Genomic DNA, 25,706 nt, shown 5'->3' on the forward strand with positions numbered 1-25,706 from the left:
GCGGAGTCGTCGGCAGCGTCATCTGACTATCCCCTGCGAGATGTGTATAAGAGACAGCCCCGGAACGATCCGGGGCGCGGGACCCGCCTGCGCACCTGAGGCGAGCGGTCAGAGACCGGTCGCGTGCGCCTGGTAGCGGGCGATCTTGGCGAACTCCTCGGGGTCGAGGCTCGCACCGCCGACCAGGGCGCCGTCGACGTCCGGCTTCGCCATGATCGAGGCGACGTTGGACGACTTCACCGAACCGCCGTAGAGCACGCGCACGGCGTCGGCCGTGGCCTGGTCGTACAGCTCGGCGATGCGGACACGGATGGCCCCGCACAGCTCCTGGGCATCCTCGGGCGTCGCGGTCTCGCCGGTGCCGATGGCCCACACGGGCTCGTACGCGACGACGATCGTGGCGACCTGCTCGGCCGTGAGACCCTCGAGCGCGCCGTCCAGCTGACGCAGCGTGTGAGGCACGTGCTCGCCGGCCTTGCGGACCTCGAGCTCCTCGCCCACGCACAGGATCGGGACGATGCCCGCACCCAGCGCCGACTTGATCTTCGCGTTGACGATCGGCTCGTCCTCGTGGTGGTACTGACGACGCTCGGAGTGACCGATCGCCACGTACTTCACACCGAGCTTGGCCAGGAACAACGGCGAGATCTCGCCGGTGTACGCGCCGGACTCGTGCGCCGACACGTCCTGCGCGCCGTAGCCGATCTCCAGCTTGTCGGCGTCGACCAGGGTCTGCACGCTGCGCAGGTCCGTGAACGGCGGCAGGACCGCGACCTCGACGGCGCCGAAGTCGTGCTTGGCGTCCTTGAGCGTCCACGCGAGCTTCTGCAGCGTGTGGGTGGCCTGGTGGTGGTCCAGGTTCATCTTCCAGTTGCCCGCCATCAGCGGGATACGGGTCGCCATGTCTCAGTCCTCCAGAACTGCGATGCCGGGGAGGGTCTTGCCCTCGAGCAGCTCGAGGGAGGCGCCGCCACCCGTCGAGATGTGACCGAAGCCGGCCTCGTCGAAGCCGAGCAGACGCACGGCCGCAGCGGAGTCGCCACCGCCCACGATCGAGAAGCCCTCGGTGTCGACGAGCGCCTGCGCAACAGCCTTGGTGCCGCCGGCGTAGGTCGGACGCTCGAACACGCCCATCGGACCGTTCCAGGCGATGGTCTTCGCACCGAGGATCGCGGCACGGAACAGCTCACCCGACTTCGGACCGATGTCCAGGCCCATCTTGTCGGTCGGGATGGCGTCGACGGCGACCGTCTCGGCGTCGTCCGAGCCGAACTCCGGGGCGACCAGCACGTCCACCGGCAGGACGATCTCGACGCCGGCCTCGGCGGCCTGGGCGAGGTAGCCCTTGACCGTCTCGACCTGGTCCTCCTCGAGCAGCGAGGAGCCGACCTCGTGGCCCTGGGCCTTGAGGAAGGTGAACATCATGCCGCCACCGATGAGGAGCTTGTCGGCCTTGGTGAGCAGGTTGCCGATCACGCCGAGCTTGTCGGAGACCTTCGCACCGCCGAGCACGACGACGTAGGGACGCTCCGGGTCCTCCACGGCCTTGCGCAGGGCCTCGACCTCGGCCAGCACCAGCGAACCGGCCGCGTGCGGCAGGCGCAGGGCCACGTCGTACACGGAAGCCTGCTTGCGGTGCACGACGCCGAAGCCGTCGGACACGAACGCGTCGGCCAGGGCGGCCAGCTCGTCGGCGAGCTCGCCGCGCACTGCGTCGTCCTTGGACGTCTCGCGGGCGTCGAAGCGGATGTTCTCGAGCAGGGCGATCTGGCCGTCCTCGAGGGCGGCCACGGTGGCCTTGGCCGACTCGCCGATCGTGTCCTCGGCGAGGGCGACCGGCTGGCCGAGCAGCTCGGACAGTCGGGCGGCGACCGGCGCGAGGGAGTACTTGGCCTCCGGGGCGCCCTTCGGGCGTCCGAGGTGGGCCGTCACGACGACGCGCGCACCAGCGGCCAGCAGCCCCTGCAGCGTCGGCAGGGCCGCGCGCACACGGCCGTCGTCGGTGATGGTCGTGCCGTCGAGCGGCACGTTGAAGTCCGAACGGACGAGCACGCGCTTGCCGCGCAGGTCGCCGAGGTCCTCGATGGTCTTCATGATCTCCTACCTTGCCGGGCGGCCGCCGCCGAGGGCGTGCCGAGGGGAACGCACCTGCTCACACATGGCTGCGTCCGCGTGCACCGGGGCCGGGGGGCCGCCGGCGCACGCGGACGCAGGACCGTCGCTACGAGAGCGTCGGAGTCGTCAGAGACGCTCGCCGACGTAGCTCGTGAGCGAGACGAGGCTGTTGGAGTAGCCCCACTCGTTGTCGTACCAGGCGACGACCTTGACCAGGTCGCCCGACACCTTGGTGAGCTTGGCGTCGAAGATGCTCTGGTGCGGGTCGGTGACGATGTCGCTCGAGACGATGTCGTCCTCGGTGTAGGACAGAACGCCCTTGAGCGGGCCCTCGGCGGCAGCCTTGACGGCGGCGTTGACCTCGGCGACCGTGACCTCGCGCGAAGCGGTGAAGGTCAGGTCCGTGGCCGAGCCAGTGATCGTCGGCACGCGCATCGCGAAGCCGTCGAGCTTGCCCTTGAGCTCGGGGAGGACGAGGGCGACAGCCTTCGCAGCACCCGTCGAGGTGGGGACGATGTTCTGCGCGGCGGCACGGGCACGACGCAGGTCGCGGTGCGGGCCGTCCTGCAGGTTCTGGTCACCCGTGTAGGCGTGGATCGTGGTCATGAGACCACGCTCGATGCCGATCGCGTCGTTGAGCGCCTTGGCCATGGGGGCCAGGCAGTTCGTGGTGCAGGACGCGTTGGAGATGATGTGGTGCGCGGCCGCGTCGTAGTCGGTGTGGTTGACACCCATGACGAACGTGGCGTCCTCGTTCGACGCGGGCGCCGAGATGATGACCTTCTTGGCGCCGGCCTCGATGTGGGCCTTGGCCTTGGTGGCGTCCGTGAAGAAGCCGGTCGACTCGATGACGATGTCGGCACCCAGCTCGGCCCAGGGCAGGTCGGCGGGGTTGCGCTCAGCGAGGGCACGGATGTTCTTGCCGTCGACGATGATGTTCTCGTCGTCGAAGTCCACGCTCAGCGGGAAGCGACCGAGCACCGTGTCGTACTTCAGCAGGTGCGCGAGCGTCTTGTTGTCCGTCAGGTCGTTCACGCCGACGATCTCGATGTCAGCGCCCGAGGCGATGATCGCCCGGTAGAAGTTGCGACCGATGCGGCCGAAGCCGTTGATGCCGACCTTGATGGTCACTTGCCCTCCTCGGCACGCGCCGAACAAGGTCGGCGCACACAGTTGGTGATGGGTTCACGCACGCCGCTGTGCGCTGTCCGGGTGCGGTGTGACGGCCGTCCAACTCATTGCCGACCACCGACCTGCGGATGGCATGAGCCTATACCGAACGGCCGTTTATCCACGGGACGTAGGTCTCACGGCGAGACGCACCGTCCACCCCGCGGGCCTGCAGCTACAGATCCAGCAGGTCAGGGCTCAGTCCGGCCTCGGTGTCGGGGATCCCCAGCTCCGAGGCGCGCTTGTCGGCCGTGGCCAGCAGACGGCGGATACGACCGGCCACGGCGTCCTTGGTGAGCACCGGGTCGGCCAGCTTGCCGAGCTCCTCGAGCGAGGCCTCCTTGTGCGCCAGGCGCAGCTCGCCGGCCTGGCGCAGGTGCTCGGGCAGGTCCTCGCCGAGGATCTCGAACGCCCGCTCCACCCGGGCGCCCGCCGCCACCGCGGCCCGCGCCGAGCGGCGCAGGTTCGCGTCGTCGAAGTTCGCCAGGCGGTTCGCGGTCCCCCGGACCTCGCGGCGCACCCGCCGCTCCTCCCACACGAGCATCGTCTCGTGGGCGCCGAGCCGCGCCAGCATCGCGGCGATCGCGTCACCGTCACGAATGACCACCCGGTCGATGCCGCGGACCTCGCGGGCCTTGGCCGCGATGCTGAGCCGACGCGCCGCACCGACGAGCGCGAGGGCCGCCTCGGGGCCAGGGCACGTCACCTCCAGCGACGACGAACGCCCCGGCTCCGTCAACGAACCGTGGGCCAGGAACGCACCACGCCACGCCGCCTCCGCCTCGCCGACACCGGCAGAGACGACCTGCGGGGGCAGCCCACGCACCGGTCGGCCTCGGTTGTCGAGCAACCCGGTCTGCCGCGCGAGGGACTCACCGTCCTTGACCACCCGCACCACGTAGCGGCTCCCCCGGCGCAGCCCACCACCGGAGACGACGATGATGTCGCTCTCGTGGCCGTAGATCTCGGAGATCGCCTGCCGCAGCCGCCGGGCGGCGATACCCGTGTCCAGCTCGGCCTCGATGACGATGCGGCCGGAGATGATGTGCAGCCCGCCGGCGAACCGCAAGGTGGCCGCGACCTCGGCCTTCCGGCAGGACGTCTTGTCCACCTTCAACCGGGCGAGCTCGTCCTTCACCTGTGCCGTCAACGCCATGGCGTCATCCTGCCATCTGACGGAGGGCCCAGGGGTCCCCGCCGACGTCCTCGACGATCTCAGCCGCTTCTCACGGGAAGGCCGGGCGTGCAGGGTGCGCGCGACCCACGTCACCCAGGAACCCTTCCATGGCGTCGCGGTACGCCGCAGCCAGGCGCAACGGGTCGTGGCGCGCGGTGCCGTCACCGCGGCTCACCTGCCGCAGCAGCAGCCGGGCACCCATGGCGTGCGCTCGCTCGGTGACCGCATCCACGTCCTCCACCGCCGCCGGGTCGGCCACGATCGTGTGCACCCGCAGCGTCGGGGCATGCACGCGCAGCGCGTCCAGGTGCGCCTCGGCGCGCATCCCGTCCGTCTCCCCCTGCGCCTCCGGCTCCAGGTTGAGCGTCAGGATGATCGGCGCCGACGTCGCCAGGAGCGCGTCACGCAGCGCCGGCACCAGCAGGTGCGGAAGCACGGAGGTGTACCAGGACCCGGGCCCCAGCACGACCCAGTCGGCCGCAGCGACCGCCGCCAACGCCTCCGGGCAGGCCGGCGGGTCGGCAGGGACCAGGCGCACCCGGGTGATCGGGTCGGCTGTCAGCGCCACCGTGCTCTGCCCGCGCACCTGGGTGCACGCACCGTCCGGATGCTGCACGTCCGCCTCGATCTCCAACGGCACCGCCGCCATCGGCAGCACCCGACCGCGGGCACCCAGCAGCCGGCCCACCAGGTCCAGACCCTCGACGGTGTCGCCGAGCAGCTCCCAGATGGCCACGATGAGCAGGTTGCCCACGGCGTGCTGGTCGAGGCTGCCCGTCGAGGCGAACCGGTGCTGCATGACGTCGCGCCACGTCCGTCCCCAGTCGGAGTCGTCGCACAACGCGGCCAGCGCCATGCGCAGATCACCCGGGGGCAGCACGTCCAGCTCCTCGCGCAGGCGACCCGAGGAGCCACCGTCGTCGGCGACGGTCACCACGGCCGTGATGCGGTCCGTCATCAGGCGCAGCGCCGAGAGCGTCGCGGACAGCCCGTGCCCGCCACCCAGCGCGACGACGGCCGGGTGCGGCACGCGCGAGGTCCTCATTCGCGGCCGAGGTCGCGTGCGGCGACCGTCACCGAGTGCCCGAGTGCCACCAGGCGGCGACCGATCGCCTCGCTGATCGCGACCGAGCGATGCTTGCCGCCCGTGCAACCGACCGCGATGGTCACGTAGCGCTTCTCCTCGTGCACGTACCCGGCGAGCACGGGTTCCAGTGCTTCCACGTACCGCTCGACGAACGTGCGGGCACCGGGCAGCCCCAGCACGTAGTCGCGCACAGGGGCGTCGCGGCCCGTCAGGTGGCGCAGCTCGGTCACCCAGTACGGGTTCGCGAGGAACCGCACGTCGACCACGTGATCGGCATCGAGCGGGATGCCGTACTTGAAGCCGAAGGAGACGACCGAGACGCGCAGCGCGTCGTCGGCAGGGCGGGCGATCGCCGCGCGCACCTCGCGGGCGAGGTCGTGCACGTTGAGCGTGGAGGTGTCGATGAGCAGGTCCGCACGCTGGCGGATCTCCTCCAGGAGCGCCCGCTCGGCACCGATGCCGTCCAGGATCCGCCCGTCACCCTGCAGCGGGTGCGGGCGACGCACCTGCTCGTAGCGGCGCACCAGCACCTCGTCGGAGGCGTCGAGGAACAGCACGCGGTACTGCACCCCGGAAGCCCGCAGCGCCGTGAGCACCTGGGCGAGGTCGGCGAAGAACTCGCGGCCGCGCACGTCGACCACGGCGGCCAGCCGCTGGGCACCGGCGCCCGCCGCACCGCTGGTGAGCATGCCGACCAGATGGGTGAGCATCTGCGCGGGCAGGTTGTCGACGACGTACCAGCCCAGGTCCTCCAGCACCGCAGCGGCACGCGTGCGACCGGCACCGGACATGCCCGTGATCACCAGGACCTCGGGCTCCTCGTTGCGCGGACCCGGCGTGGACGCCTCCAGGGCCGGGATGCCGTGCGGGACGGACAGCGGCGCAGGCTCGGTCGTCATGCCTCCAGCATGCCAGCCACGGCCACGCCGTCGGCGTCCCGCGACCCTTACACGACCGGCGTGTCCGAGACGGTGCCCGCGTCCGGCACGGGCCCCGGGAGGGGCCCGGCCGGCGGCTCACCGGTGCCGCGCAACGCGGCCACGACGGCCGCAGCGGTGCGCTCGCCCATGCCCGGCACCGTCGCGATCTCCTCGAGCGACGCCAGGCGCAGCCGCTTGACCGACCCGAAGTGCCGCAGCAGGGCAGCCTGCCGCGCCGGCCCCAGACCGGGGACGTCGTCGAGCACCGAGACCGTCATGCCCTTGCTGCGCCGCTTGCGGTGCGCCGTGATCGCGAACCGGTGCGCCTCGTCACGCAGCCGCTGCAGCAGGTACAGGCCCTCCGAGCCGCGGCGCAGGATCACGGGGTACTCCTCCCCCGGCAGCCACACCTCCTCGAGCCGCTTGGCCAGCCCGCACAGCGCCACGTCGTCCACCCCGAGCTCGGCCAACGCCGCCGCGGCAGCAGCCACCTGCGGTGGGCCACCGTCGACCACCACCAGGTTCGGTGGGTACGCGAAGCGGGTCGGCCGGCCCGTGTCGGCATCCACCGGACCCGACCGCAGGCCCTCCTCGTCGTCTCCGTCGCCCCCGAGGCCCAGCTCTGCCTCACCCGAGGCTGCCCGGTCGGCCAGGTACCGCCGGAACCGGCGGGTGATGACCTCGTGCATCGCCGCGGTGTCGTCCCGGGCACCCTCGCCCTCGGGGCCGCGCACCGTGAACAGCCGGTACTCGCTCTTGCGCGCCATGCCGTCCTCGAAGACGACCATCGACGCCGACTGGTACGTGCCCTGGTTGTGGGACACGTCGTAGCACTCGATCCGCAGCGGCGCCGTCGGCAGGTCGAGCGCCTCCTGGATCTCACGCAACGCCTGGCTGCGGGTGGTCAGATCACCGGCACGTCGCGTGCGGTGCAGCGCCAGGGCGTGCTCGGCGTTCTTGCGGACGGTGGCCGCCAGCTCGCGCTTGTCGCCGCGCTGCGGGACCCGCACGTGCACACGGCTGCCGCGCAGACCGGACAGCCACGCCTCGACCTGCTCGACCTCCGGGGGCAGCTCGGGGACCAGCACCTCCCGCGGCACGGCGCCGGCCTGCACGTCCTCACCGCCGTACACCTGCTGCAGGAGGTGCTCGACCAGCTCGGCATCCGTGACGTCCTCGACCTTCTCCACCACCCAGCCGCGCTGCCCGCGGATCCTGCCGTCGCGCACGTGGAAGACCTGAACGGCCGCCTCGAGCTCGTCACCGGACAGGGCGAACACGTCCGCCTCCGTGCCGTCGGGGAGCACCACCGCGTTCTTCTGCATGGCCGTCTCGAGGGTGGCGATGTCGTCACGCAGCCGGGCCGCCCGCTCGTAGTCGAGATCGGCGGCGGCCTCCTTCATCCGCGCGGTCAGCCGGCGGGTGAACCGGGCGGTGTCCCCTGCCATGAAGTCGCAGAAGTCCTGGGCGAGCGCACGGTGGTCGTCCGGCGTGATCCGCCCCACGCAGGGCGCCGAGCACTTGTCGATGTACCCCAGCAGGCACGGGCGACCCTGCTGGGCGGCACGCCGGAACACCCCCGCCGAGCATGTGCGGACCGGGAACACCCGCAGCAGCAGGTCCACCGTCTCGCGGATGGCCCACGCGTGCGCGTACGGGCCGAAGTAACGGGTGCCGGCGCGCTTCGTGCCGCGCAGTACCTGCACCCGCGGGAACTCCTCGGCCATCGTCACGGCCAGGTACGGGTAGGACTTGTCGTCGCGGTACTTCACGTTGAACCGCGGGTCGAACTCCTTGATCCAGGAGTACTCCAGGGCGAGCGCCTCGACCTCCGTACCCACCACGGTCCACTGCACGGACGCCGCCGTGGTCACCATCTGCTGGGTGCGCGGGTGCAGGTTCGCCAGGTCCTGGAAGTAGCTGCTCAGCCGCTGGCGCAGGCTCTTGGCCTTGCCGACGTAGACCACCCGGCCGTGCTCGTCGCGGAAGCGGTACACGCCCGGGGAGTCCGGGATCTCTCCCGGGGCGGGGCGGTAGGTCGCGGGATCGGCCATGGCGTCGAGCCTAGTTCGCCCCACCGACGCGACCGCGCCACGGACCCGGGCCCTGGGCACCGGCCGGGGACGGCGCACAGCCCGCGTCATCGGCACGCCAGACGGCCCACCGGGACCGGCGACGTGCCGCGGGATAGCGTGAGGCATGGGCATCGTTCACGCGTACTCCGTCGACCTGACCTGGACCGGCGCCGGGAGCACCGGCACGACGAGCTACACGTCCTACGGGCGCGACCACGAGCTGACCGGTGAGGGCAAACCGCCGCTGCTGGGCACGTCGGACCCTGCGTTCCGCGGCGACCCCACCCGGTGGTCGCCCGAGGACCTCCTGGTCGGGTCGCTCTCGCAGTGCCACATGCTCTGGTTCCTGCACCTGGCCGCTGCCGCGGGTGTGCAGGTGGTCGGCTACAGCGACCACGCGACAGGGACCATGCGGATCGAGGCCGCCGGGCACGGGCACTTCTCCGAGGTCGTGCTGCACCCGCGCGTGATGCTCGGCTCGGGCACACACCTGCCGGACGGACGCGCCGTCACCGACGCGGTGCTCGCCGAGCTGCACCACCGCGCGCACGAGCACTGCTTCATCGCCCGCTCGGTGAACTTCCCGGTGCGGCACGAACCCGTGCCCGTCGCCCTTGTGCGCGCCTGAACCGACGCGTTCCAGCGCCGCTCGGGCGGTTGGCACTCAGGCCGGCACGACCTCGAGGTCCTTCTCCGTCGAGAGCACCTCAGCCAGGAACCTCCCGGTGTGGCTCGCGGCGACCGTGGCCACGTGCTCGGGGGTCCCCTCGGCCACGACCGACCCACCGCCGTTGCCACCCTCGGGCCCCATGTCGACCACCCAGTCGGCGTTCTTGATCACGTCGAGGTTGTGCTCGATGACCAGCACCGAGTTGCCCTTCTCGACCAGCGACTGCAGCACGCCGAGCAGCTTGCGGATGTCCTCGAAGTGCAGGCCGGTGGTCGGCTCGTCGAGCACGTAGATGGTGCGACCCGTCGAGCGGCGCTGCAGCTCGGCCGCCAGCTTGACACGCTGCGCCTCGCCACCCGACAGCGTGGGCGCGGGCTGGCCCAGACGGACGTACCCCAGGCCCACGTCGACGAGGGTGCGCAGGTGCCGCGCGATCGCCGGTACGGCCGCGAAGAACTCGGCCGCCTCCTCGATCGGCATGTCCAGCACGTCGGCGACGGTCTTGCCCTTGAAGTGCACCTCGAGCGTCTCGCGGTTGTAGCGCGCACCGTGGCACACCTCGCACGGGACGTACACGTCGGGCAGGAAGTTCATCTCGATCTTGAGCGTGCCGTCACCCGAGCAGGCCTCGCAGCGCCCACCCTTGACGTTGAACGAGAACCGCCCGGGCGTGTATCCACGGACCTTCGCCTCGGTGGTCTCCGCGAACAGCTTGCGCACGTGGTCCCACACACCGGTGTACGTCGCCGGGTTCGACCGCGGCGTACGACCGATCGGGCCCTGGTCGACGTGCACGACCTTGTCCAGGTGCTCCAGACCCGTGACGCGCTTGTGCCGACCAGCCACCTGCCGTGCGCCGTTGAGCTCGTTGGCCAGCACCGTGTAGAGGATCGAGTTCACCAACGTCGACTTGCCCGAGCCGGACACCCCCGTGACGGCGGTCAGCGTGCCCAGCGGGAACGAGACGTCGATGCCCCGCAAGTTGTGCTCGCGTGCGCCGACGACCGTCAGCATCCGCTGCGGGTCGACCGGTCGGCGCGTGGCCGGCATGGGGATGGTGCGCCGCCCCGACAGGTACGCGCCGGTGATGGAGTCCTGCGAGGCCAGCAGCCCGTCAAGGTCACCGGAGTGCACGACGTACCCGCCGTGCTCCCCTGCGCCCGGACCGATGTCGACGATCCAGTCGGCAGTGCGGATGGTGTCCTCGTCGTGCTCGACCACGATCAGGGTGTTGCCCAGGTCGCGCAGCCGGGTGAGCGTGTCGATCAGGCGGCGGTTGTCCCGCTGGTGCAGGCCGATCGAGGGCTCGTCCAGCACGTACAGCACGCCGACCAGCCCCGAGCCGATCTGCGTGGCCAGGCGGATGCGCTGGGCCTCGCCGCCGGACAGGGTCGCCGCGGGCCGCATGAGCGAGAGGTAGTCCAGGCCGACGTCGAGCAGGAACCCGAGCCGCGCCTGGATCTCCTTGAGCACCTGCGCGGCGATGGCCGCCTCGCGCTCACCCAGCACCAGACCGTCGAGGAACCCGGCCGCCTCCCGGATCGGCAGATCGCAGACCTCCGCGATCGACCGGCCGCCGACCCGGACGGCCAGCACCTCGGGCTTGAGCCGAGCGCCCCGGCACACCGGGCACGGGACCTCCCGCATGTAGGCCTCGTACTTCTCCTTGCTCCAGTCGGACTCGGTCTCCGAGTGCCGCCGCTCGAGGAAGGTCAGCACACCCTCGAAACCCGTGGAGTACTGGCGCTCGCGACCCCAGCGGTTCTTGTAGCGGACGTGCACCTCGTGGTTCTGCCCGTGCAGCACGGCGTCCTTGGCCCGCTGTGGCAGCGCCCGCCACGGCACGTCCATCGAGAAGCCCAGGTCGTCCGCGAGCGCCGACAGCACGCGCGTGAAGTACTCGCTGGAGACCTGTGCCCAGGGGGCGACCGCGCCCTGGGCGAGCGAGAGGTCCTCATCGGGGACGACCAGGTCCGGGTCGACCTCGAGGCGTGAGCCGATGCCGGTGCACTCGGGGCAGGCCCCGTAGGGCGCGTTGAACGAGAAGGTCCGGGGCTCGATCTCGTCGAGCGTGAGCACGTGGTCGTTCGGGCAGGCGCGGTGCTCGGAGAACCGGCGTTCGCGTGCCGGGTCGTCCGCGTCGGCGTCGACGAGCTCGACGACGAGCAGGCCGGCGGCCAGACCGAGTGCCGTCTCGACGGAGTCGGTCAGCCGTCGCTTGACGCCCTCGCGGGAGACGAGGCGGTCGACGACCACCTCGATGTCGTGCTTGAGCTTCTTCTCCAGGGCCGGGGGGTCGGTGAGCTGGACGACCTCTCCGTCGACGCGGGCGCGAGCGAAGCCCTTGGTCTGCAGCTCGCGGAACAGGTCCGCGTACTCGCCCTTGCGTCCGCGGACCACGGGTGCCAGCACCTGGTAGCGGGTGCCCTCAGGCAGCTCCAGCAGGCGGTCGACGATCTGCTGCGGTGTCTGCGCGGTGACACGTTCGCCGCACTGCGGGCAGTGCTGGGTGCCGGCACGGGCGAACAGCAGGCGCAGGTAGTCGTAGACCTCGGTGATGGTGCCGACGGTCGAGCGAGGGTTGCGGTTGGTGGACTTCTGGTCGATCGACACCGCGGGCGAGAGGCCCTCGATGAAGTCGACATCGGGCTTGTCCATCTGCCCGAGGAACTGGCGGGCGTAGGCGGACAGCGACTCGACGTAGCGGCGCTGCCCCTCGGCGAAGATCGTGTCGAAGGCCAGCGAGGACTTCCCCGAGCCGGACAGGCCGGTGAAGACGATGAGCCTGTCGCGCGGGAGGTCGAGGTCCACGTTGCGCAGGTTGTGCTCTCGGGCGCCCTGCACCACCAGTCGGTCGTTCACCCGCGGAAGTCTACGTCGCACGACCGACATTCGCACACGTGTTCGATGTCACGTCACGGTCCGGTCACACCGCCGCGCGAGCAGGCGACAGGGCTGCGCCTGCCGGCACCGTGCGCGCCGAGGACCGCCCAGGTCGACAATGCTCACGGGGGCACGCCGCCCCTGCCGCAGGAGGTGACCCGTGCAGTACACCGGCGACGTGATCCGCGGTGGTCGCAGCGACCTGCGGGTCCTCGACGAGGTCGAGATCCGCAAGCTCGCCGTCGGGCCGCAGGACAACGACGTGTACCTGCTGACGTGCCGACGCGACGGGGCCCAGCTGCTCGTGGACGCCGCGGACGAGCCCGACCGGCTCGTCGAGCTGGTCCGCGAGGGCTCCGCGCGCACACGCCTCGACCACGTCGTCACCACGCACCGGCACCCCGACCACCTGCGCGCGCTACCGTCCCTGGTCGCGGTGACGGGCGCCCCGCTGGCGGTCGGCGCGGACGACGCCGAGGCCGTCGAGCGGTCGACCGAGGTGCACGTGGCCCGGCGGCTGCACCACGGCGACACGCTGACCCTCGGTCACGTGTGCCTGGAGGTCGTCGCACTGCGCGGTCACACGCCCGGTTCGGTGGCGCTGGTGTACCGCGAGCCGGAGCACGTCGCCGCGCCGGGGGCGGTGGCCGGGCGGGCGCACCTGTTCACCGGAGACTCGCTGTTCCCCGGCGGGATCGGGGCCACCGGAGGGGACCCCCGCCGCTTCGCGCAGCTGTTCGAGGACGTGCGCACGCGCCTGTTCGACCGGTTCGGCGACGACACCTGGGTGTACCCCGGCCACGGACGCGACACCACGCTCGGGGCCGAGAGGGTGCACCTGGAGGAGTGGCGCGCACGAGGATGGTGAGGTGGTGGCGCGGCCCGGGCGCCGGTCAGCCGCCCAGGAACTCCCGCACCGCGTCCGCGCCGTCGAGGCTCACCTCGGGCCGCAGCTCTGGCGGGCGCCGGTCCCAGTCCGCGCGTTCCAGGCGGTAGCGCAGCGAGAGCGCCGGCAGACCCTCCCGCTCGAGGATCTCCTGCCCGTCGGCCAGGTACCCGATCCGGCGGGTCACCCCGTTCGACGCGGCGTTGTCGGCGAACGCGTCGGTGCAGGCCACCTGCGCCCCGAGGCCGTCGAAGGCCAGGTGCAGCACCGCGAGCCGCATCCGCGTGCCGATCCCCCGGCCCTGGTACGTGCGGCCGAGCCACGAGCCGGACGTCACGGTCCGGGTCACCGGGTAGTCGCGTGCGGCGATGGCCTGGATGCCCACAGGACGCCCCTCGTGCAGCACGGCCAGCTCCAACGACCACGAGCTGCCACCCAGACCCGCCCGGGTGCCCCAGTGGTAGGTCAGGGTGGAGCGGGCGACCTCCTGCGGCGTCCCCCGCGTCCACGGGACGGTGAAGGGCATGGCACTCGGGTCGTGCACGCCGGCGGCCGCGACGGCTGCCAGCGCGTGCAGCAGCTCGTCGTCCATGTAGCGCAGCTCCACGTCGCCGCAGGTGACCCGCAGCGCGGGGAACGGCCAGACCGCGGGGGCCAGGATCGTCGTCATGCCCCGACCCTGGCCCCCGCAGCGCGACCGGTCCAGTCCTTTGGCAGGTCAGGGTTCGACGGGGCCCAGCCAGGCGTTCGCGACGGTGGAGTGCGCGGACTCCCCGTCGGAGGGGTGGAAGATGCCCGCAAGGACGTCGCGGTAGAGCCTGCCGAGCTCGTTGCCGGTGAAGTAGCTCGACCCTCCGGCGACACGGATCGCCTGGTCGACCACGACGCGGGCGTTCTCCGTGGCACGCACCTTGAGCCCCACGAGCCGCGGGAACCACTGGGCACCGTGGTCGACCTGCTCGTCGACGTCCCTGGCCAGCGACCACACCTGGGGCTCGATGCCGTCCTGCGCGATGGCCGCCTCGGCGACCTTCCACCGGATGTCCGGGTCCTGGGCGTAGGTGCGCCCGCCGTTCTTCATCGAGGTCCGTCGCTGCGCCGCGGCCACCGCCAGCTCGAGCGCACGTCGACCGATCCCCGTGTAGCAGGCGGCCAGCAGGATCTCGAAGACCGCGAACAGCGCGAAGACGAACGGGTCCCGGCTGGGCCCGACCGGCAGCACCCGGTAGACGCGCTCGGCGGGGGCAAGGACACCGTCCAGCACGGTCGTGCAGCTCTGGGTCGCCCGCATCCCGACGGTGTCCCAGTCGTCCTTCACGGTGATCCCGGCAGCGTCGCGGGGCACCACTGCGTGCACCAGCACCGGGCCGCCCTCGGCGTCGTCGTCCCGGCCGAAGGTGGCCAATCGGGTCCACACCGGCGACAGCGAGGTGAAGATCTTCGTCCCCGTGTACCGGTAGGCACCGTCCGGCTGGCGCTGCGCCCGGGTGCGCGAGTCGAACATGACCAGGTCGTTGCCGCCCTCGGAGTTGCCGAACGCGAACACCTCACCGGCGGCGGCGTCCTCCAGGACGAAGTGCAGGCTGTCGTCGCCCCGGGCGTCGAGCACCGCGGCGATACCGGTGACGACCAGGTGCATGTTGACCGACAGCGCGGTCGCCGGGGCGGCCGCCGCCAGGCGCACCTGCTCGCGCGCCACCTGCTCGAGAGTGAGCCCCAGACCGCCGAGCTCGTGCGGCACGAACGCACGCAGGTAACCGACCTCGGCCAGGTCGGCCAGGTCCTCGTGCGGGAACGTGTTGTCACGGTCGTGACCGTCGGCGCGGGAGTGGATGCGGGCCAGCAGCTCCTCGGACAGCACCGGAAGCGGCGTCGGGGGCGTCGTCATGGCGCTCACGCCCCGAAGGAGGAGGAGATGTGCGGCGACCGGGTGCCCGCAGGCATGCCGGTGCCATCGTTCGAAGACGTCATGGGATCACTCTCCCACCGCATCCGTCGGTGCGGCAGGATCGAGACATGCCCGTCTACGCCGTCACGTACACCTACGTCACCGATCCTGCCGCGCTCGACGCGGTCCGCCCCGAGCACCGCGCCTACCTGGGTGCACTGGCCGAGTCCGGCGTCGCGCTCGGCACCGGACCGTTCGTCGGCGGTGAGGCCGGTGCGCTGCTCGTCCTGCGCACGAGCGACCGCGCCTCGCTCGAGGCGGCGCTGGCCGGCGACCCCTTCGCGCAGCACCACCTGATCTCGCGGACCGACGTGCGCGAGTGGTCGCCGGTCATCGGCCCCTGGTCAGCAGGACTGTGAGCGGGCGGCACCAGCCGCCGTCTCAGTCCTCGCCGGCTGCCGCCGCCGCGCGCTCGTCACGGCGCGAACGGGCCAGGCTCGCCGCGGTCGTCACCGACAGGATCACGACGATCGCCGCGAGCGAGACACCGATGGAGATCTCCGGCAGGCCGCTCACCGGCTGACCGCCGTTGATGAACGGCACCTCGTTCTCGTGCAGCGCGTGCAGCACCAGCTTCACGCCGATGAAGCCCAGCAGCACCGCGAGCCCGACGTTGAGGTAGACCAGGCGCGTCAGCAGACCCCCCAGCAGGAAGTACAGCTGCCGCAGGCCCATCAGGGCGAACAGGTTCGCCATGAGCACCAGGTACGGCTCGCTCGTCAGGCCGAAGATCGCCGGGATCGAGTCGAAGGCGAACAGCAGGTCCGTGGCGCCCAACGCCACCAGCACGATGAGCATGGGTGTCACCAGCCGCCGACCGTTCTCCACGACCGTCAGCCGTACGCCGTGGTAGTCGGGCGTCGACGGGAACCACTTCTGCACCAGGCGCAGCAGCAGCGGCGGGTGGAACTCCTCCTCGCCGTCGGTGTCGCCCTCGCGGCCCACCTTCCACGCCGTCCACACCAGGAACGCGCCGAACAGGTAGAACACCCAGCTGAACGCGGAGATCACGGCGGCACCCGCGGCGATGAACACCCCGCGGAACACCAGCGCCAGGATGATCCCGACGAGCAGCGCCGCCTGCTGGTACTGCCGGGGGACGGCGAACCGGCTCATGATCAGCAGGAACACGAACAGGTTGTCCACCGACAACGAGTACTCGGTGATCCAGCCGGCGTAGAACTCCCCCGCGTACTGCCCACCCCACAGCGCCCACACGACGACGCCGAAGACCACTGCCAGCCCCACGTAGAACGCGAGGTAGCGCAGGCACTCCGACGTCGTCGGGACGTGCGGTCGGCGCCCCACCACGGCCACGTCGACGAACAGCAGCGCTCCGACCAGTCCGAGGGAGACCAGCCAGACAAGGGGTTCGACGTGCACCGGGTGGACCTCAGCTCTCGGTGACCGCAGGCTTGCGGTCGTTGCGGGTGGCGTAGAGGCTCGCGACCGTGGCGACGGCCAACGTGCCCAGGATGACGGTCATGGACAGCCAGATCGGGATCTCGGGCGCCCACTCGACGTGCTCACCGCCGTTGATGAACGGGACCTCGTTGGTGTGCAACGCCTCCAGCAGCAGCTTCACGCCGATGAACCCGAGGATCACCGACAGGCCCTGGGAGAGGTACACCAGCCGCTCGAGCAGCCCGCCGAGCAGGAAGTACAGCTGGCGCAGGCCCAGCAGCGCGAAGGCGTTGGTGGTGAAGACGATGTACGGCTCCTTGGTCAGGCCGTAGATCGCCGGGATCGAGTCGAGGGCGAAGAGCACGTCGGTGGAGCCGATCGCCACCATCACCACGAGCATCGGGGTCAGGTAGCGCTTGCCGTCGATCCGGACCGACAGCCGGTCACCGTGGTACTCCTCGGTGGTCGGCACGAAGCGCTTGAGCGTGCGCACGGCGAAACCACCCGGGGCGGGCTCGTCGCGCACGTCACCGTCGGAGTCGTGGTTCTCGCGGGCGAGCTTGATCGCGGTGTAGATGAGGAACGCACCGAACAGGTAGAACACCCAGGAGAACTGGGCGATGGCCGCGGCACCGAGCAGGATGAACACGGTCCGCAGCACCAGGGCGATCACCACGCCCACCAGCAGGACCTTCTGCTGGTACTCCCGAGGCACCGCGAACTTCGTCATGATGATGAGGAAGACGAAGAGGTTGTCGACGGACAGGCTCTTCTCGGTGATGTAACCCGCGAAGTACTCCGAGCCGTGCCCCCAACCCCACACGATCCCCAGGCCGATGCCGAACACGACGGCCAGGGCGATGTAGAACACCGACCACCGCGCCGACTCGCTGAAGCTCGGGGCGTGCGGCGTGCGCACGTGCGCGTAGAAGTCGAACACGACCATGCCGACCACGGCGGCCGCGGTCACGAGCCAGACCCACAGGTCAACAGACATAGGTCACCTCCGGTACGTAGGGGTAGGTACCGGAGGTCTCTCCCGCCCTGGCGACTGCCGGGCCGATGCCCCCGGGCAGACGTCGACGTCGGCCGTGATGACGGGAGCACCGTGTCGGGATACTCCCCTCCACTGCGCGCCCAAGCATAGGGCATCCTGCCCGAGGCCCTCAGCCCGTCCGCACCGCGGAGCGCGGAACGCGGCACCCGGGCACGCCAGCAACGCCCGAGGGCGCGCGGGCGGCACCGTGCCCCTGCCGTCGCTCAGGCCGTCGCCGCCTGCATCTGACGCAGCTCCTTCTTCAGCCCGGAGATCTCGTCGCGCAGCCGTGCCGCCAGCTCGAACTGCAGCTCGCCGGCCGCCGCGTGCATCTGCCCGGTCAGCTCCTGGATCAGGTCGGCCAGCTCGCCGGCCGCCGCACCGGTCAGCCTGGTCCTTTCGGACGGCGCAGCGGCCTTCGACCCGAAGCCCGGCACCGGCGCCTTGCCGCGACTCGCCTGCCGGCCAGCACCCCCCAGCAGCTCGGCGGTGTCGGCGTCCTCACGAGCCAGCAGGTCGGTGATGTCGCCGATCTTCTTGCGCAGCGGCGTGGGGTCGATCCCGTGCTCCAGGTTGTAGGCCACCTGCCGCTCCCGGCGACGGGTGGTCTCCTCGATGGCCAGCGCCATGCCCGCCGTGACGCGGTCGGCATACATGTGCACCTGACCCGACACGTTGCGGGCCGCGCGACCGATCGTCTGGATCAGCGAGGTACCCGAACGCAGGAACCCCTCCTTGTCGGCATCGAGGATCGCCACGAGGGACACCTCCGGCAGGTCGAGACCCTCCCGCAGCAGGTTGATGCCGATCAGCACGTCGTACTCGCCCATGCGCAGCTCACGCAGCAGCTCGACGCGCCGCAGCGTGTCGACCTCGGAGTGCAGGTAGCGCACCCGCACACCCTTCTCGAGCAGGTAGTCGGTGAGGTCCTCGGCCATCTTCTTGGTCAGGGTGGTCACCAGCACACGCTCGTTGCGCTGCGCACGATCGCGGATCTCACCGAGCAGGTCGTCGATCTGCCCCTGCGTCGGCTTGACCACGACCTCGGGGTCGACCAGCCCGGTCGGCCGGATGATCTGCTCGACGAACCCGTCGGACATCGACATCTCGTAGCTGCCCGGTGTCGCCGACAGGTACACGGCCTGACCGATGCGCTCGACGAACTCGTCCCAGCGCAAGGGTCGGTTGTCCACCGCGCTCGGCAGCCGGAAGCCGTGGTCGACCAGGGCACGCTTGCGGGAACGGTCGCCCTCGTACATCGCACCGATCTGCGGAACGGTCACGTGCGACTCGTCGATGACCAGGAGGAAGTCCTCCGGGAAGTAGTCGATCAGGGTGTTCGGCGCCGAACCCGGGGCCCGACCGTCGATGTGCCGCGAGTAGTTCTCGATGCCGGAGCACGAACCGATCTGGCGCATCATCTCGATGTCGTACGTGGTGCGCATGCGCAGCCGCTGCGCCTCGAGCAGCTTGTTCTGCCGCTCCAGCTCGTCCAGGCGGTCGGCGAGCTCGGCCTCGATGCCCCCGATCGCCCGCTCCATGCGCTCCGGGCCGGCGACGTAGTGGGTGGCCGGGAAGATGTGCATCTGCCGCTCGGACCGCACCACGTCACCCGTCAGCGGGTGCAGCGTGGCGATCGCCTCGATCTCGTCGCCGAAGAACTCGATCCGGATCGCCAGCTCCTCGTACACCGGGATGATCTCCACGGTGTCGCCCCGCACCCGGAACGTCCCCCGGGTGAACGCCAGGTCGTTGCGCGTGTACTGCATCGTCACGAACTGCCGCAGCAGCTGATCGCGGTCGACCTGGTCACCCACGGCGAGGGTCACCATCCGGTCGACGTACTCCTGAGGGGTGCCCAGGCCGTAGATGCACGACACGGTAGCCACGACCACCACGTCGCGGCGCGTCAGCAGGGAGCTCGTCGCCGAGTGCCGCAGCCGCTCGACCTCGTCGTTGATCGAGGAGTCCTTCTCGATGTAGGTGTCCGTCTGGGCGATGTACGCCTCGGGCTGGTAGTAGTCGTAGTACGACACGAAGTACTCGACGGCGTTGTTCGGCAGCAGCTCGCGGAACTCGGTCGCCAGCTGCGCCGCCAGCGTCTTGTTCGGCGCCATGACCAGCGTCGGGCGCTGCACCTGCTCGATCAACCAGGCCGTGGTCGCCGACTTGCCGGTGCCGGTGGCACCCAGCAGGACGATGTCCTTCTCCCCCGCACGCAGCCGTGCGGTCAGCTCGGCGATGGCCGTGGGCTGGTCGCCCGACGGGGTGTACTCGGACACCACCTCGAACGGGGCGACGGTCCGCTGCAGCTCGGTGACAGGTCGCATGGGACCACGGTACGTGCCCCCACCGACACCGGCGCCGGGCCGCCGTCCGCCCTGCACCCGCCCACCGGTCAGCGGCCCGGCAGCCGCCCGCCGGCAGCCGACCCGTGCCCTCTCACCGGCCGATCAGGTGTCCGTCTCACGCCAGTCGCCGGAGGTCAGGGTGACGGTCGCCATCGGGTCCTCGGTCTGCACCGCCGAGGCCAGCTGCTGCATGTAGGTCTGGTACATCGAGAACCCGAGGATCTTGCGGCGCACAGCAGGTACCAGCGCCTTCATGGCGCCGGTCTCCAGGCCGAAGTCCACGATCGAGGTCCGCACGGTCGTCCGCCCGCCGCCCCGGTCGACCCGCACGTCGAAGCGCAGGATCTCCGTCTTCTCACCCAGCGGGCGAACCACCAGGTCGACCGCCGAGGAGGTCCGCTCCACCGCGCGCAGACGCCGGTCGGGGTCGCTCACGCCCCGCACGGCCTGCTCGGCCAGCTCGAGCACACGCGGCGCAGGCAGGCTCGTCCCGATCGACACGGACGCGCGGGTCTGTGCAGGCTTCACCATCGAGGCCCCTCCAGGATCTGCCGGTGCGGTGTCGCCGTCGACACCGCCATGACCGGACCTGGACGCACCGTAGCGAACATGGGCGCCCGTCCACGAGGGGGCGGCCACCGACCGGACCGCGTCTTCACCCGGTCGGCTGTACGACGGCCGACGCGATCCGCGCCTCAGGACAACGAGCCGGCAGAGACCGGTAGGTCCTGCGTCACGGTGATCGCTGCACGCAGCACCGCCAGCAGCGCCGCGACGGCTCCTTCCGCGGCCAGGCTCGGCGCACCCGGAGCCACCTGCTCGGGCAGCCGCGGCACATGCACGAACCCCGCGCGGGTCGTGGGCTCGGCACGCAAGGTGTGCATCAGGGCGAAGAACGTCGCGTTGCACACGTACGTCCCCGCCGACATCGAGACCTCGGCTGCGACGCCGACGGCACGCACCGCCTCCACGCACGCTTTCACCGGCAACGTCGAGAGGTGCGCGACCGCCGCCCCTGGGACCACCGGCACGTCGATCGGCGCGGCACCGTCGACGTCGGCGATCCTCGCATCGACCAGGTTCACCGCGAGTCGTTCCACGCCGACCGCCGCGCGACCTCCCGCCTCGCCGACGCAGACCACCACGTCAGGTCGCAGGTCCACGATCGCCGACTCCAGGACCGTCGGAGCGCGGCGGAACGAGACCGGGAGCTCGCGCACCACGAGCTCGGCACCCTCGGTCCGGTCGTCCCAGACCGCGGCGACACCCAGCACGGCTCGCCACGAGGCGTTCAGCGGCTGGTTCTCGAACGGGCCGAAACCGGTCAGCAGGACCCGACTCACAGCACGTCAGCCGACAGCTCGTCGGCGCGCTCGACCGCCAGTCGCTCCCAGAGCGCGTCGACCTGGGCGCGCAGGTCGTCGTCCGACCCCTCGCCGTCAAGCACGACGTCGGCCACCGCCAACCGCTCCTCGTCCGCGGCCTGCGCCGCCACCCGCGCCTCGGCCTGCTCACGTGGCATCCCCCGCAGCCGCACCAGGCGTTCGACGCGCAGCACCGCCGGCGCGTGCACGACCACGAGCACGTGGAACGTGTCCGCCTGCCCGGTCTCCACCAGCAGCGGGATGTCGTGCACCACGACCGCGCCACGGTCCGCGGCGGCGGCAGCAGCCTCGCGCTCAGCGGCCAGGCGCCGCACGATCGGGTGCACGATCGCGTTCAGCCGCGCCAGGGCGGCACCGTCGGCGAACACCACGTCCGCCAGCGCCGCCCGGTCGAGCGAACCGTCCTCCGCCAGCACACCGGCCCCGAACTCCTCGACGACGGCCTCCAACCCGGGGGTGCCCGGCGCAACGGCCTCCCGGGCCAGCGCGTCACTGTCCACGACCACCGCCCCGAGCTCGGTCAGACGTCGGGCCGCGACGGACTTGCCTGCCGCGATCCCCCCGGTCAACCCGATCCGTTGCATCGCCCCATCCTGCCCGAGGTCGTCGGCGCGCGCAGTGCGTCACACCTGCGCGGTGCGCCCACGGTCGGGGCAGGCACAACGCCGACGGGCCGGCCACCCCGGAGGGTGACCGGCCCGTCGAAGGAACCGGGCGGGGCGATGCCCCGCGAGGTCAGTTGCCCGTGAGCTTCTCGCGCAGAGCGGCGAGCGCCTCGTCGGACGCGAGGGTGCCGGTGGCCTCCTCCGTCGAGGACGAGTAGGTCGACGGGACGGCCCCGCCGCCACCGGCGCCACCGGTCGACGCCTCGCCAGCGGCCTCGGCGTCCGCCTTGGCGGCGTCGGCGACCTGCTTGCGGTGAGCCTCCCAGCGCTCGTGGGCCTTGGCGTACTCCGCCTCCCACGCCTCACGCTGCGTCTCGAAGCCCTCGAGCCACTCGTTCGTGGCCGAGTCGAAGCCCTCGGGGTACTTGTAGTTGCCGGCCTCGTCGTACTCCGCCGCCATGCCGTACAGCGCGGGGTCGAAGTCCTCGCTGGCCGGGTCGAAGCCCTCGTTCGCCTGCTTGAGCGACAGCGAGATGCGGCGACGCTCCAGGTCGATGTCGATGACCTTGACGAAGACGTCGTCGCCGACCTGGACGACCTGCTCCGGGATCTCGACGTGGCGCACGGCCAGCTCCGAGATGTGCACCAGGCCCTCGATGCCGTCCTCGACGCGCACGAACGCACCGAACGGGACGAGCTTGGTGACCTTGCCGGGGACGACCTGGCCGATGGCGTGCGTGCGGGCGAAGGCCTGCCACGGGTCCTCCTGCGTCGCCTTCAGCGACAGGGAGACACGCTCGCGGTCGAAGTCGACGTCGAGCACCTCGACGGTGACCTCCTGGCCGACCTCGACGACCTCGGACGGGTGGTCGATGTGCTTCCAGGACAGCTCGGAGACGTGCACGAGGCCGTCCACGCCACCCAGGTCGACGAACGCACCGAAGTTGACGATCGAGGACACGACACCGGGCCGGACCTGGCCCTTCTGCAGCGTCTGCAGGAAGGTCGAGCGGACCTCGGACTGCGTCTGCTCGAGCCAGGCACGGCGCGACAGGACCACGTTGTTGCGGTTCTTGTCGAGCTCGATGATCTTGGCCTCGATCTCCTTGCCGACGTACGGCTGGAGGTCGCGCACACGACGCATCTCGACGAGCGAGGCGGGCAGGAAGCCGCGCAGACCGATGTCGAGGATGAGGCCGCCCTTGACGACCTCGATGACGGTGCCGGTGACGACGCCGTCCTCCTCCTTGATCTTCTCGATCGTGCCCCACGCGCGCTCGTACTGCGCACGCTTCTTCGACAGGATCAGCCGGCCTTCCTTGTCCTCCTTCTGGAGAACCAGGGCCTCGACCGCGTCGCCGACCTTGACGACCTCACCGGGGTCCACGTCGTGCTTGATGGACAGCTCACGGGAGGGGATGACGCCCTCGGTCTTGTAGCCGATGTCGAGAAGGACCTCGTCGCGGTCGACCTTGACGATGGTGCCCTCGACGATGTCGCCATCGTTGAAGTACTTGATGGTGGCGTCGACGGCTGCGAGGAAGTCCTCGGCCGAGCCGATGTCGTTGACCGCGACCTGCGGGCTTGCGGGCTTCGCGGGGGTGGAGATGCTCATGTAGGGATGGGCTCCGATACGGACAGGAAGTTGTGCGGACAGAAGGGTGCGTGCCGGACGGCACGGGACCTGCGTGGTGCGGTGCGGGGCCCGCCTCTGCGAGTGCATGAAGGCGCGCGGCACCGCCGTCCACCCTATCGGTGGGACGAGGGGTGGTCAAAGGGCCGGGGGCCCTCGACCGCAGTGTCACCGGAGTGGCACGGCGGCAGCCGGACATCACGACGTCCAGCGGCCGCCGCCGCACCGCTCGGACCGGTCAGGCGAGCGCCCGGGCCACGTCCAGGAGGCTGGCCGGGACGTGCTTGACCTTGCCGGCGACCTCGCTCAGCGGGACGAGCACGACCTCCTCGCCACGCAGCGCAGTCATCACGTTCGACTCACCGCGGGTGATCGCGTCGATCGCCGCGACCCCGAACCGCGAGCCCAGGATCCGGTCGGTCGGCGTGGGAACGCCACCGCGCTGCGTGTGACCCAGCACCGTGACACGCGTGTCGAACCCGGTGCGCGCCTCGATCTCGGCCTTGAGCCGCTCGCCGATCGCGCCGGCGACGATCTCGCCGAACTTGCCGACCTGCGTCTCGTAGTGCATGGCGGTGCCCTCGGCGGGCACGGCCCCCTCGGCGACCACCACGATGGAGAAGTTCGCGTGCGCGCGGTGACGGTGCTTGAGGAACCGCACCACCTTCTCGATGTCGAACGGGTCCTCGGGCGCCAGCACCAGCTCGGCACCGCCGGCGATACCCGCCGTGACCGCGATCCAGCCCGCGGTGCGGCCCATGACCTCGACGATCATGACGCGGTTGTGGGACTCGGCCGTGGTGTGGATCCGGTCGACCGCCTCGGTCGCGATGGACACCGCGGAGTCGAAGCCGATCGAACGGTCGGTGCCCCACACGTCGTTGTCGATGGTCTTGGGGATCGCGACGATCTTCACCCCGGCCTCGGCCACCTTCGACGCCGCGTGCAGCGTGCCGTCACCGCCGATGCAGATCAGCGCCTCGATCCGCTCCGCCTCCAGCGTGGCCATCACCGCGTCCAGGCCACCGTCCGAGGAGTGGGGGTGGTACCGCGCGGTGCCCAGGAGCGTGCCGCCCACCGACAGCACGTTGCGGATGTGGCCGCGGGTCAACGGCTGGACGTCACCGTCCACGACCCCCCGCCACCCGTTGCGGAAGCCGACGATCGAGTGGCCGTGCTCCCCTTCGCCTCGCTTGACGACCGCTCGGATCGCGGCGTTCAGGCCCGGGACGTCGCCGCCACCGGTCAGCAGTCCGACTCGCACGCTGGGCACTCCTTCGACACCGGGACCCACGGGTCCCGCTTCAGGGCTGATCAGGGGGAACGGAGCGCGTCGTCGGGCTTCCGTGCGTTCAGCCTATCGAGCGATGCGCGGCCCGGCCGTGCCTTCGGTCCCAGGCGCGCCGCGGGTCGCGCTCGTGCGGTGCGCACTCGGGGACACTGGGCGGATGAGCACCACACCATCCCCCGCGCCCGGGACGGGCCGCTCGAGGCCCGAACCGTTCGAGGACACGCTCGAGGACGCCGGCTACCGCGAGGTCCCCGACGACGACGGCGGACGAGCAGGACGCGGCTGGTGGGACGCGAACGCCGAGGAGTACCTGGACGAGCACGGGGAGTTCCTGGGCCCGGCGGACTTCTGCTGGTGCCCCGAAGGTCTGCGGGAGGCCGACGCGCACCTGCTCGGTGACGTCGCCGGGGCCACCGTGCTCGAGGTCGGCGCCGGCGCGGCGCAGTGCTCGCGGTGGCTGGCCGGGCACGGCGTGCGGGTGGTCGCCACCGACGTGTCCGGCGGCATGCTGCACGCGGGCCGACGCTACGACGCCCTGACGGGAACGCGCACGAGCCTGGTCCAGGCAGACGCGCGGGCGCTGCCGTTCGCGGACACCTCGTTCGACGTGGCCTTCACCGCGTTCGGCGCCCTCCCCTTCGTGCCCGACACCGCACGGGTGCACGCCGAGGTGGCACGGGTGCTGCGACCCGGAGGGCGGTGGGTGTTCGCGGTCACGCACCCGGTGCGCTGGGCGTTCCCCGACGACCCGGGCGAGCACGGACTCACCGCGACCCGCTCGTACTTCGACCGGCGGCCGTACGTCGAGACGGGCCGGTCCGGGCGGGTGCTGTACGCCGAGTACCACCGCACGCTCGGCGACCACGTGACCGACCTGGTCGAGGCCGGGTTCGTCCTCGACCGCCTGGTCGAGCCGACCTGGCCCGAAGGACACACGCGCACCTGGGGTGGTTGGGGACCGGTACGGGGCGCCCGGCTCCCGGGGACGGCGATATTCGTCACGCACCTCACCTGAGCCTCACCACGGCGGCGCTGTGCCGGCGGACCGAGGTGCGCGGGCTCCTCGACGC

General features: G+C 71.0%; 22 protein-coding genes. 4 read left to right on the plus strand and 18 right to left on the minus strand.

Annotated features, from left to right (window positions below; all coding sequences use genetic code 11):
- Window positions 1-108 precede the first annotated feature (108 nt).
- The 7 genes from tpiA to uvrC all read right to left on the minus strand — a co-directional run bounded on the left by tpiA (window position 109) and on the right by uvrC (window position 8,523).
- Window positions 109-903 carry a triose-phosphate isomerase gene (gene tpiA, locus ACTHAM_RS10770; protein WP_440687226.1) on the minus strand — a complete coding sequence of 265 codons (795 nt, stop codon included), beginning with the start codon at window positions 901-903 and terminating at the stop codon, window positions 109-111.
- A 3-nt stretch (window positions 904-906) separates the two neighbouring features.
- The gene (locus ACTHAM_RS10775) at window positions 907-2,094 is read right to left on the minus strand and encodes a phosphoglycerate kinase (protein WP_440687228.1); all 1,188 of its coding nucleotides are present in this window, start codon (window positions 2,092-2,094) and stop codon (window positions 907-909) included.
- A gap of 147 nt (window positions 2,095-2,241) precedes the next feature.
- The gene (gene gap, locus ACTHAM_RS10780) at window positions 2,242-3,246 is read right to left on the minus strand and encodes a type I glyceraldehyde-3-phosphate dehydrogenase (RefSeq protein ID WP_440687230.1); all 1,005 of its coding nucleotides are present in this window, start codon (window positions 3,244-3,246) and stop codon (window positions 2,242-2,244) included.
- A gap of 214 nt (window positions 3,247-3,460) precedes the next feature.
- The gene (gene whiA, locus ACTHAM_RS10785) at window positions 3,461-4,441 is read right to left on the minus strand and encodes a DNA-binding protein WhiA (RefSeq protein ID WP_440687232.1); all 981 of its coding nucleotides are present in this window, start codon (window positions 4,439-4,441) and stop codon (window positions 3,461-3,463) included.
- 70 nt (window positions 4,442-4,511) lie between these two features.
- Entirely contained in the window at window positions 4,512-5,507 is a 996-nt protein-coding gene (locus tag ACTHAM_RS10790) for a gluconeogenesis factor YvcK family protein (protein ID WP_440687234.1), read from the minus strand.
- Window positions 5,504-6,448: an RNase adapter RapZ gene (gene rapZ, locus ACTHAM_RS10795; RefSeq protein ID WP_440687236.1), complete on the minus strand. Its 945-nt coding sequence runs from the start codon at window positions 6,446-6,448 to the stop codon at window positions 5,504-5,506. Before rapZ ends, ACTHAM_RS10790 begins: the two co-directional genes overlap by 4 nt.
- A gap of 47 nt (window positions 6,449-6,495) precedes the next feature.
- Window positions 6,496-8,523 (minus strand): excinuclease ABC subunit UvrC, encoded by a 2,028-nt coding sequence (gene uvrC / locus ACTHAM_RS10800; RefSeq protein ID WP_440687238.1) that lies wholly within the window; start codon window positions 8,521-8,523, stop codon window positions 6,496-6,498.
- 145 nt (window positions 8,524-8,668) lie between these two features.
- On the opposite strand from uvrC, the gene ACTHAM_RS10805 reads away from it, so the two are divergent.
- Window positions 8,669-9,172 (plus strand): OsmC family protein, encoded by a 504-nt coding sequence (locus ACTHAM_RS10805; RefSeq protein WP_440687240.1) that lies wholly within the window; start codon window positions 8,669-8,671, stop codon window positions 9,170-9,172.
- Window positions 9,173-9,208: 36 nt separating this feature from the next.
- Here the strand turns inward: ACTHAM_RS10805 and uvrA are convergent, their stop codons facing one another.
- Window positions 9,209-12,076 carry an excinuclease ABC subunit UvrA gene (gene uvrA, locus ACTHAM_RS10810; protein ID WP_440687242.1) on the minus strand — a complete coding sequence of 956 codons (2,868 nt, stop codon included), beginning with the start codon at window positions 12,074-12,076 and terminating at the stop codon, window positions 9,209-9,211.
- A gap of 181 nt (window positions 12,077-12,257) precedes the next feature.
- On the opposite strand from uvrA, the gene ACTHAM_RS10815 reads away from it, so the two are divergent.
- The gene (locus ACTHAM_RS10815; RefSeq protein WP_440687244.1) at window positions 12,258-12,965 is read left to right on the plus strand and encodes an MBL fold metallo-hydrolase; all 708 of its coding nucleotides are present in this window, start codon (window positions 12,258-12,260) and stop codon (window positions 12,963-12,965) included.
- 25 nt (window positions 12,966-12,990) lie between these two features.
- On the opposite strand, the gene ACTHAM_RS10820 is transcribed toward ACTHAM_RS10815, so the two are convergent.
- Together ACTHAM_RS10820 and ACTHAM_RS10825 are read right to left on the minus strand one after the other, a co-directional pair.
- Window positions 12,991-13,653: a GNAT family N-acetyltransferase gene (locus ACTHAM_RS10820; protein ID WP_440687247.1), complete on the minus strand. Its 663-nt coding sequence runs from the start codon at window positions 13,651-13,653 to the stop codon at window positions 12,991-12,993.
- Window positions 13,654-13,701: 48 nt separating this feature from the next.
- Complete coding sequence (locus tag ACTHAM_RS10825; RefSeq protein WP_440687249.1) at window positions 13,702-14,871, minus strand: acyl-CoA dehydrogenase family protein; 1,170 nt, start codon at window positions 14,869-14,871, stop codon at window positions 13,702-13,704.
- 128 nt (window positions 14,872-14,999) lie between these two features.
- Between ACTHAM_RS10825 and ACTHAM_RS10830 the strand changes: the two genes are divergently transcribed.
- Window positions 15,000-15,290, plus strand: coding sequence for a YciI family protein (locus ACTHAM_RS10830; protein ID WP_440687251.1), 291 nt, complete (start codon window positions 15,000-15,002; stop codon window positions 15,288-15,290).
- Window positions 15,291-15,312: 22 nt separating this feature from the next.
- Here ACTHAM_RS10830 and ACTHAM_RS10835 read toward each other — a convergent pair whose 3' ends face one another.
- The 8 genes from ACTHAM_RS10835 to ACTHAM_RS10870 form a co-directional block, all read right to left on the minus strand.
- Complete coding sequence (locus ACTHAM_RS10835; protein ID WP_440687253.1) at window positions 15,313-16,314, minus strand: TerC family protein; 1,002 nt, start codon at window positions 16,312-16,314, stop codon at window positions 15,313-15,315.
- A gap of 10 nt (window positions 16,315-16,324) precedes the next feature.
- Entirely contained in the window at window positions 16,325-17,332 is a 1,008-nt protein-coding gene (locus ACTHAM_RS10840; RefSeq protein WP_440687255.1) for a TerC family protein, read from the minus strand.
- 263 nt (window positions 17,333-17,595) lie between these two features.
- Entirely contained in the window at window positions 17,596-19,701 is a 2,106-nt protein-coding gene (gene uvrB, locus ACTHAM_RS10845; protein WP_440687257.1) for an excinuclease ABC subunit UvrB, read from the minus strand.
- A gap of 123 nt (window positions 19,702-19,824) precedes the next feature.
- Window positions 19,825-20,253, minus strand: coding sequence for a hypothetical protein (locus tag ACTHAM_RS10850; protein ID WP_440687259.1), 429 nt, complete (start codon window positions 20,251-20,253; stop codon window positions 19,825-19,827).
- 164 nt (window positions 20,254-20,417) lie between these two features.
- A complete protein-coding gene (gene pcp / locus ACTHAM_RS10855) occupies window positions 20,418-21,065 on the minus strand; it encodes a pyroglutamyl-peptidase I (protein ID WP_440687261.1) in 648 nt (215 codons plus the stop codon).
- Window positions 21,062-21,691 (minus strand): dephospho-CoA kinase, encoded by a 630-nt coding sequence (gene coaE / locus ACTHAM_RS10860; protein WP_440687263.1) that lies wholly within the window; start codon window positions 21,689-21,691, stop codon window positions 21,062-21,064. Before coaE ends, pcp begins: the two co-directional genes overlap by 4 nt.
- Before the next feature lie 151 nt (window positions 21,692-21,842).
- Window positions 21,843-23,327, minus strand: a complete 1,485-nt coding sequence (rpsA, locus tag ACTHAM_RS10865) for a 30S ribosomal protein S1 (protein WP_440687265.1) — start codon at window positions 23,325-23,327, stop codon at window positions 21,843-21,845.
- Between the two features lie 256 nt (window positions 23,328-23,583).
- Entirely contained in the window at window positions 23,584-24,609 is a 1,026-nt protein-coding gene (locus ACTHAM_RS10870) for a 6-phosphofructokinase (protein ID WP_440687267.1), read from the minus strand.
- Window positions 24,610-24,793: 184 nt separating this feature from the next.
- Between ACTHAM_RS10870 and ACTHAM_RS10875 the strand changes: the two genes are divergently transcribed.
- Entirely contained in the window at window positions 24,794-25,651 is an 858-nt protein-coding gene (locus tag ACTHAM_RS10875; RefSeq protein WP_440687269.1) for a class I SAM-dependent methyltransferase, read from the plus strand.
- Window positions 25,652-25,706 lie beyond the last annotated feature (55 nt).

It is taken from the genome of Cellulomonas soli (assembly GCF_052036975.1).
In the GTDB taxonomy this organism is placed as follows: domain Bacteria; phylum Actinomycetota; class Actinomycetes; order Actinomycetales; family Cellulomonadaceae; genus Cellulomonas; species Cellulomonas soli_A.

Bases quoted from the DNA above. Each gene is read 5' to 3' on its own strand.
- tpiA (WP_440687226.1), bottom strand. From the start codon at position 903: ATGGCGACCCGTATCCCGCTGATGGCGGGCAACTGGAAGATGAACCTG.
- ACTHAM_RS10775 (WP_440687228.1), bottom strand. From the start codon at position 2,094: ATGAAGACCATCGAGGACCTCGGCGACCTGCGCGGCAAGCGCGTGCTC.
- whiA (WP_440687232.1), bottom strand. From the start codon at position 4,441: ATGGCGTTGACGGCACAGGTGAAGGACGAGCTCGCCCGGTTGAAGGTG.
- ACTHAM_RS10790 (WP_440687234.1), bottom strand. From the start codon at position 5,507: ATGAGGACCTCGCGCGTGCCGCACCCGGCCGTCGTCGCGCTGGGTGGC.
- rapZ (WP_440687236.1), bottom strand. From the start codon at position 6,448: ATGACGACCGAGCCTGCGCCGCTGTCCGTCCCGCACGGCATCCCGGCC.
- uvrC (WP_440687238.1), bottom strand. From the start codon at position 8,523: ATGGCCGATCCCGCGACCTACCGCCCCGCCCCGGGAGAGATCCCGGAC.
- ACTHAM_RS10805 (WP_440687240.1), top strand. From the start codon at position 8,669: ATGGGCATCGTTCACGCGTACTCCGTCGACCTGACCTGGACCGGCGCC.
- ACTHAM_RS10820 (WP_440687247.1), bottom strand. From the start codon at position 13,653: ATGACGACGATCCTGGCCCCCGCGGTCTGGCCGTTCCCCGCGCTGCGG.
- ACTHAM_RS10825 (WP_440687249.1), bottom strand. From the start codon at position 14,871: ATGACGACGCCCCCGACGCCGCTTCCGGTGCTGTCCGAGGAGCTGCTG.
- ACTHAM_RS10830 (WP_440687251.1), top strand. From the start codon at position 15,000: ATGCCCGTCTACGCCGTCACGTACACCTACGTCACCGATCCTGCCGCG.
- ACTHAM_RS10840 (WP_440687255.1), bottom strand. From the start codon at position 17,332: ATGTCTGTTGACCTGTGGGTCTGGCTCGTGACCGCGGCCGCCGTGGTC.
- uvrB (WP_440687257.1), bottom strand. From the start codon at position 19,701: ATGCGACCTGTCACCGAGCTGCAGCGGACCGTCGCCCCGTTCGAGGTG.
- ACTHAM_RS10850 (WP_440687259.1), bottom strand. From the start codon at position 20,253: ATGGTGAAGCCTGCACAGACCCGCGCGTCCGTGTCGATCGGGACGAGC.
- coaE (WP_440687263.1), bottom strand. From the start codon at position 21,691: ATGCAACGGATCGGGTTGACCGGGGGGATCGCGGCAGGCAAGTCCGTC.
- rpsA (WP_440687265.1), bottom strand. From the start codon at position 23,327: ATGAGCATCTCCACCCCCGCGAAGCCCGCAAGCCCGCAGGTCGCGGTC.
- ACTHAM_RS10875 (WP_440687269.1), top strand. From the start codon at position 24,794: ATGAGCACCACACCATCCCCCGCGCCCGGGACGGGCCGCTCGAGGCCC.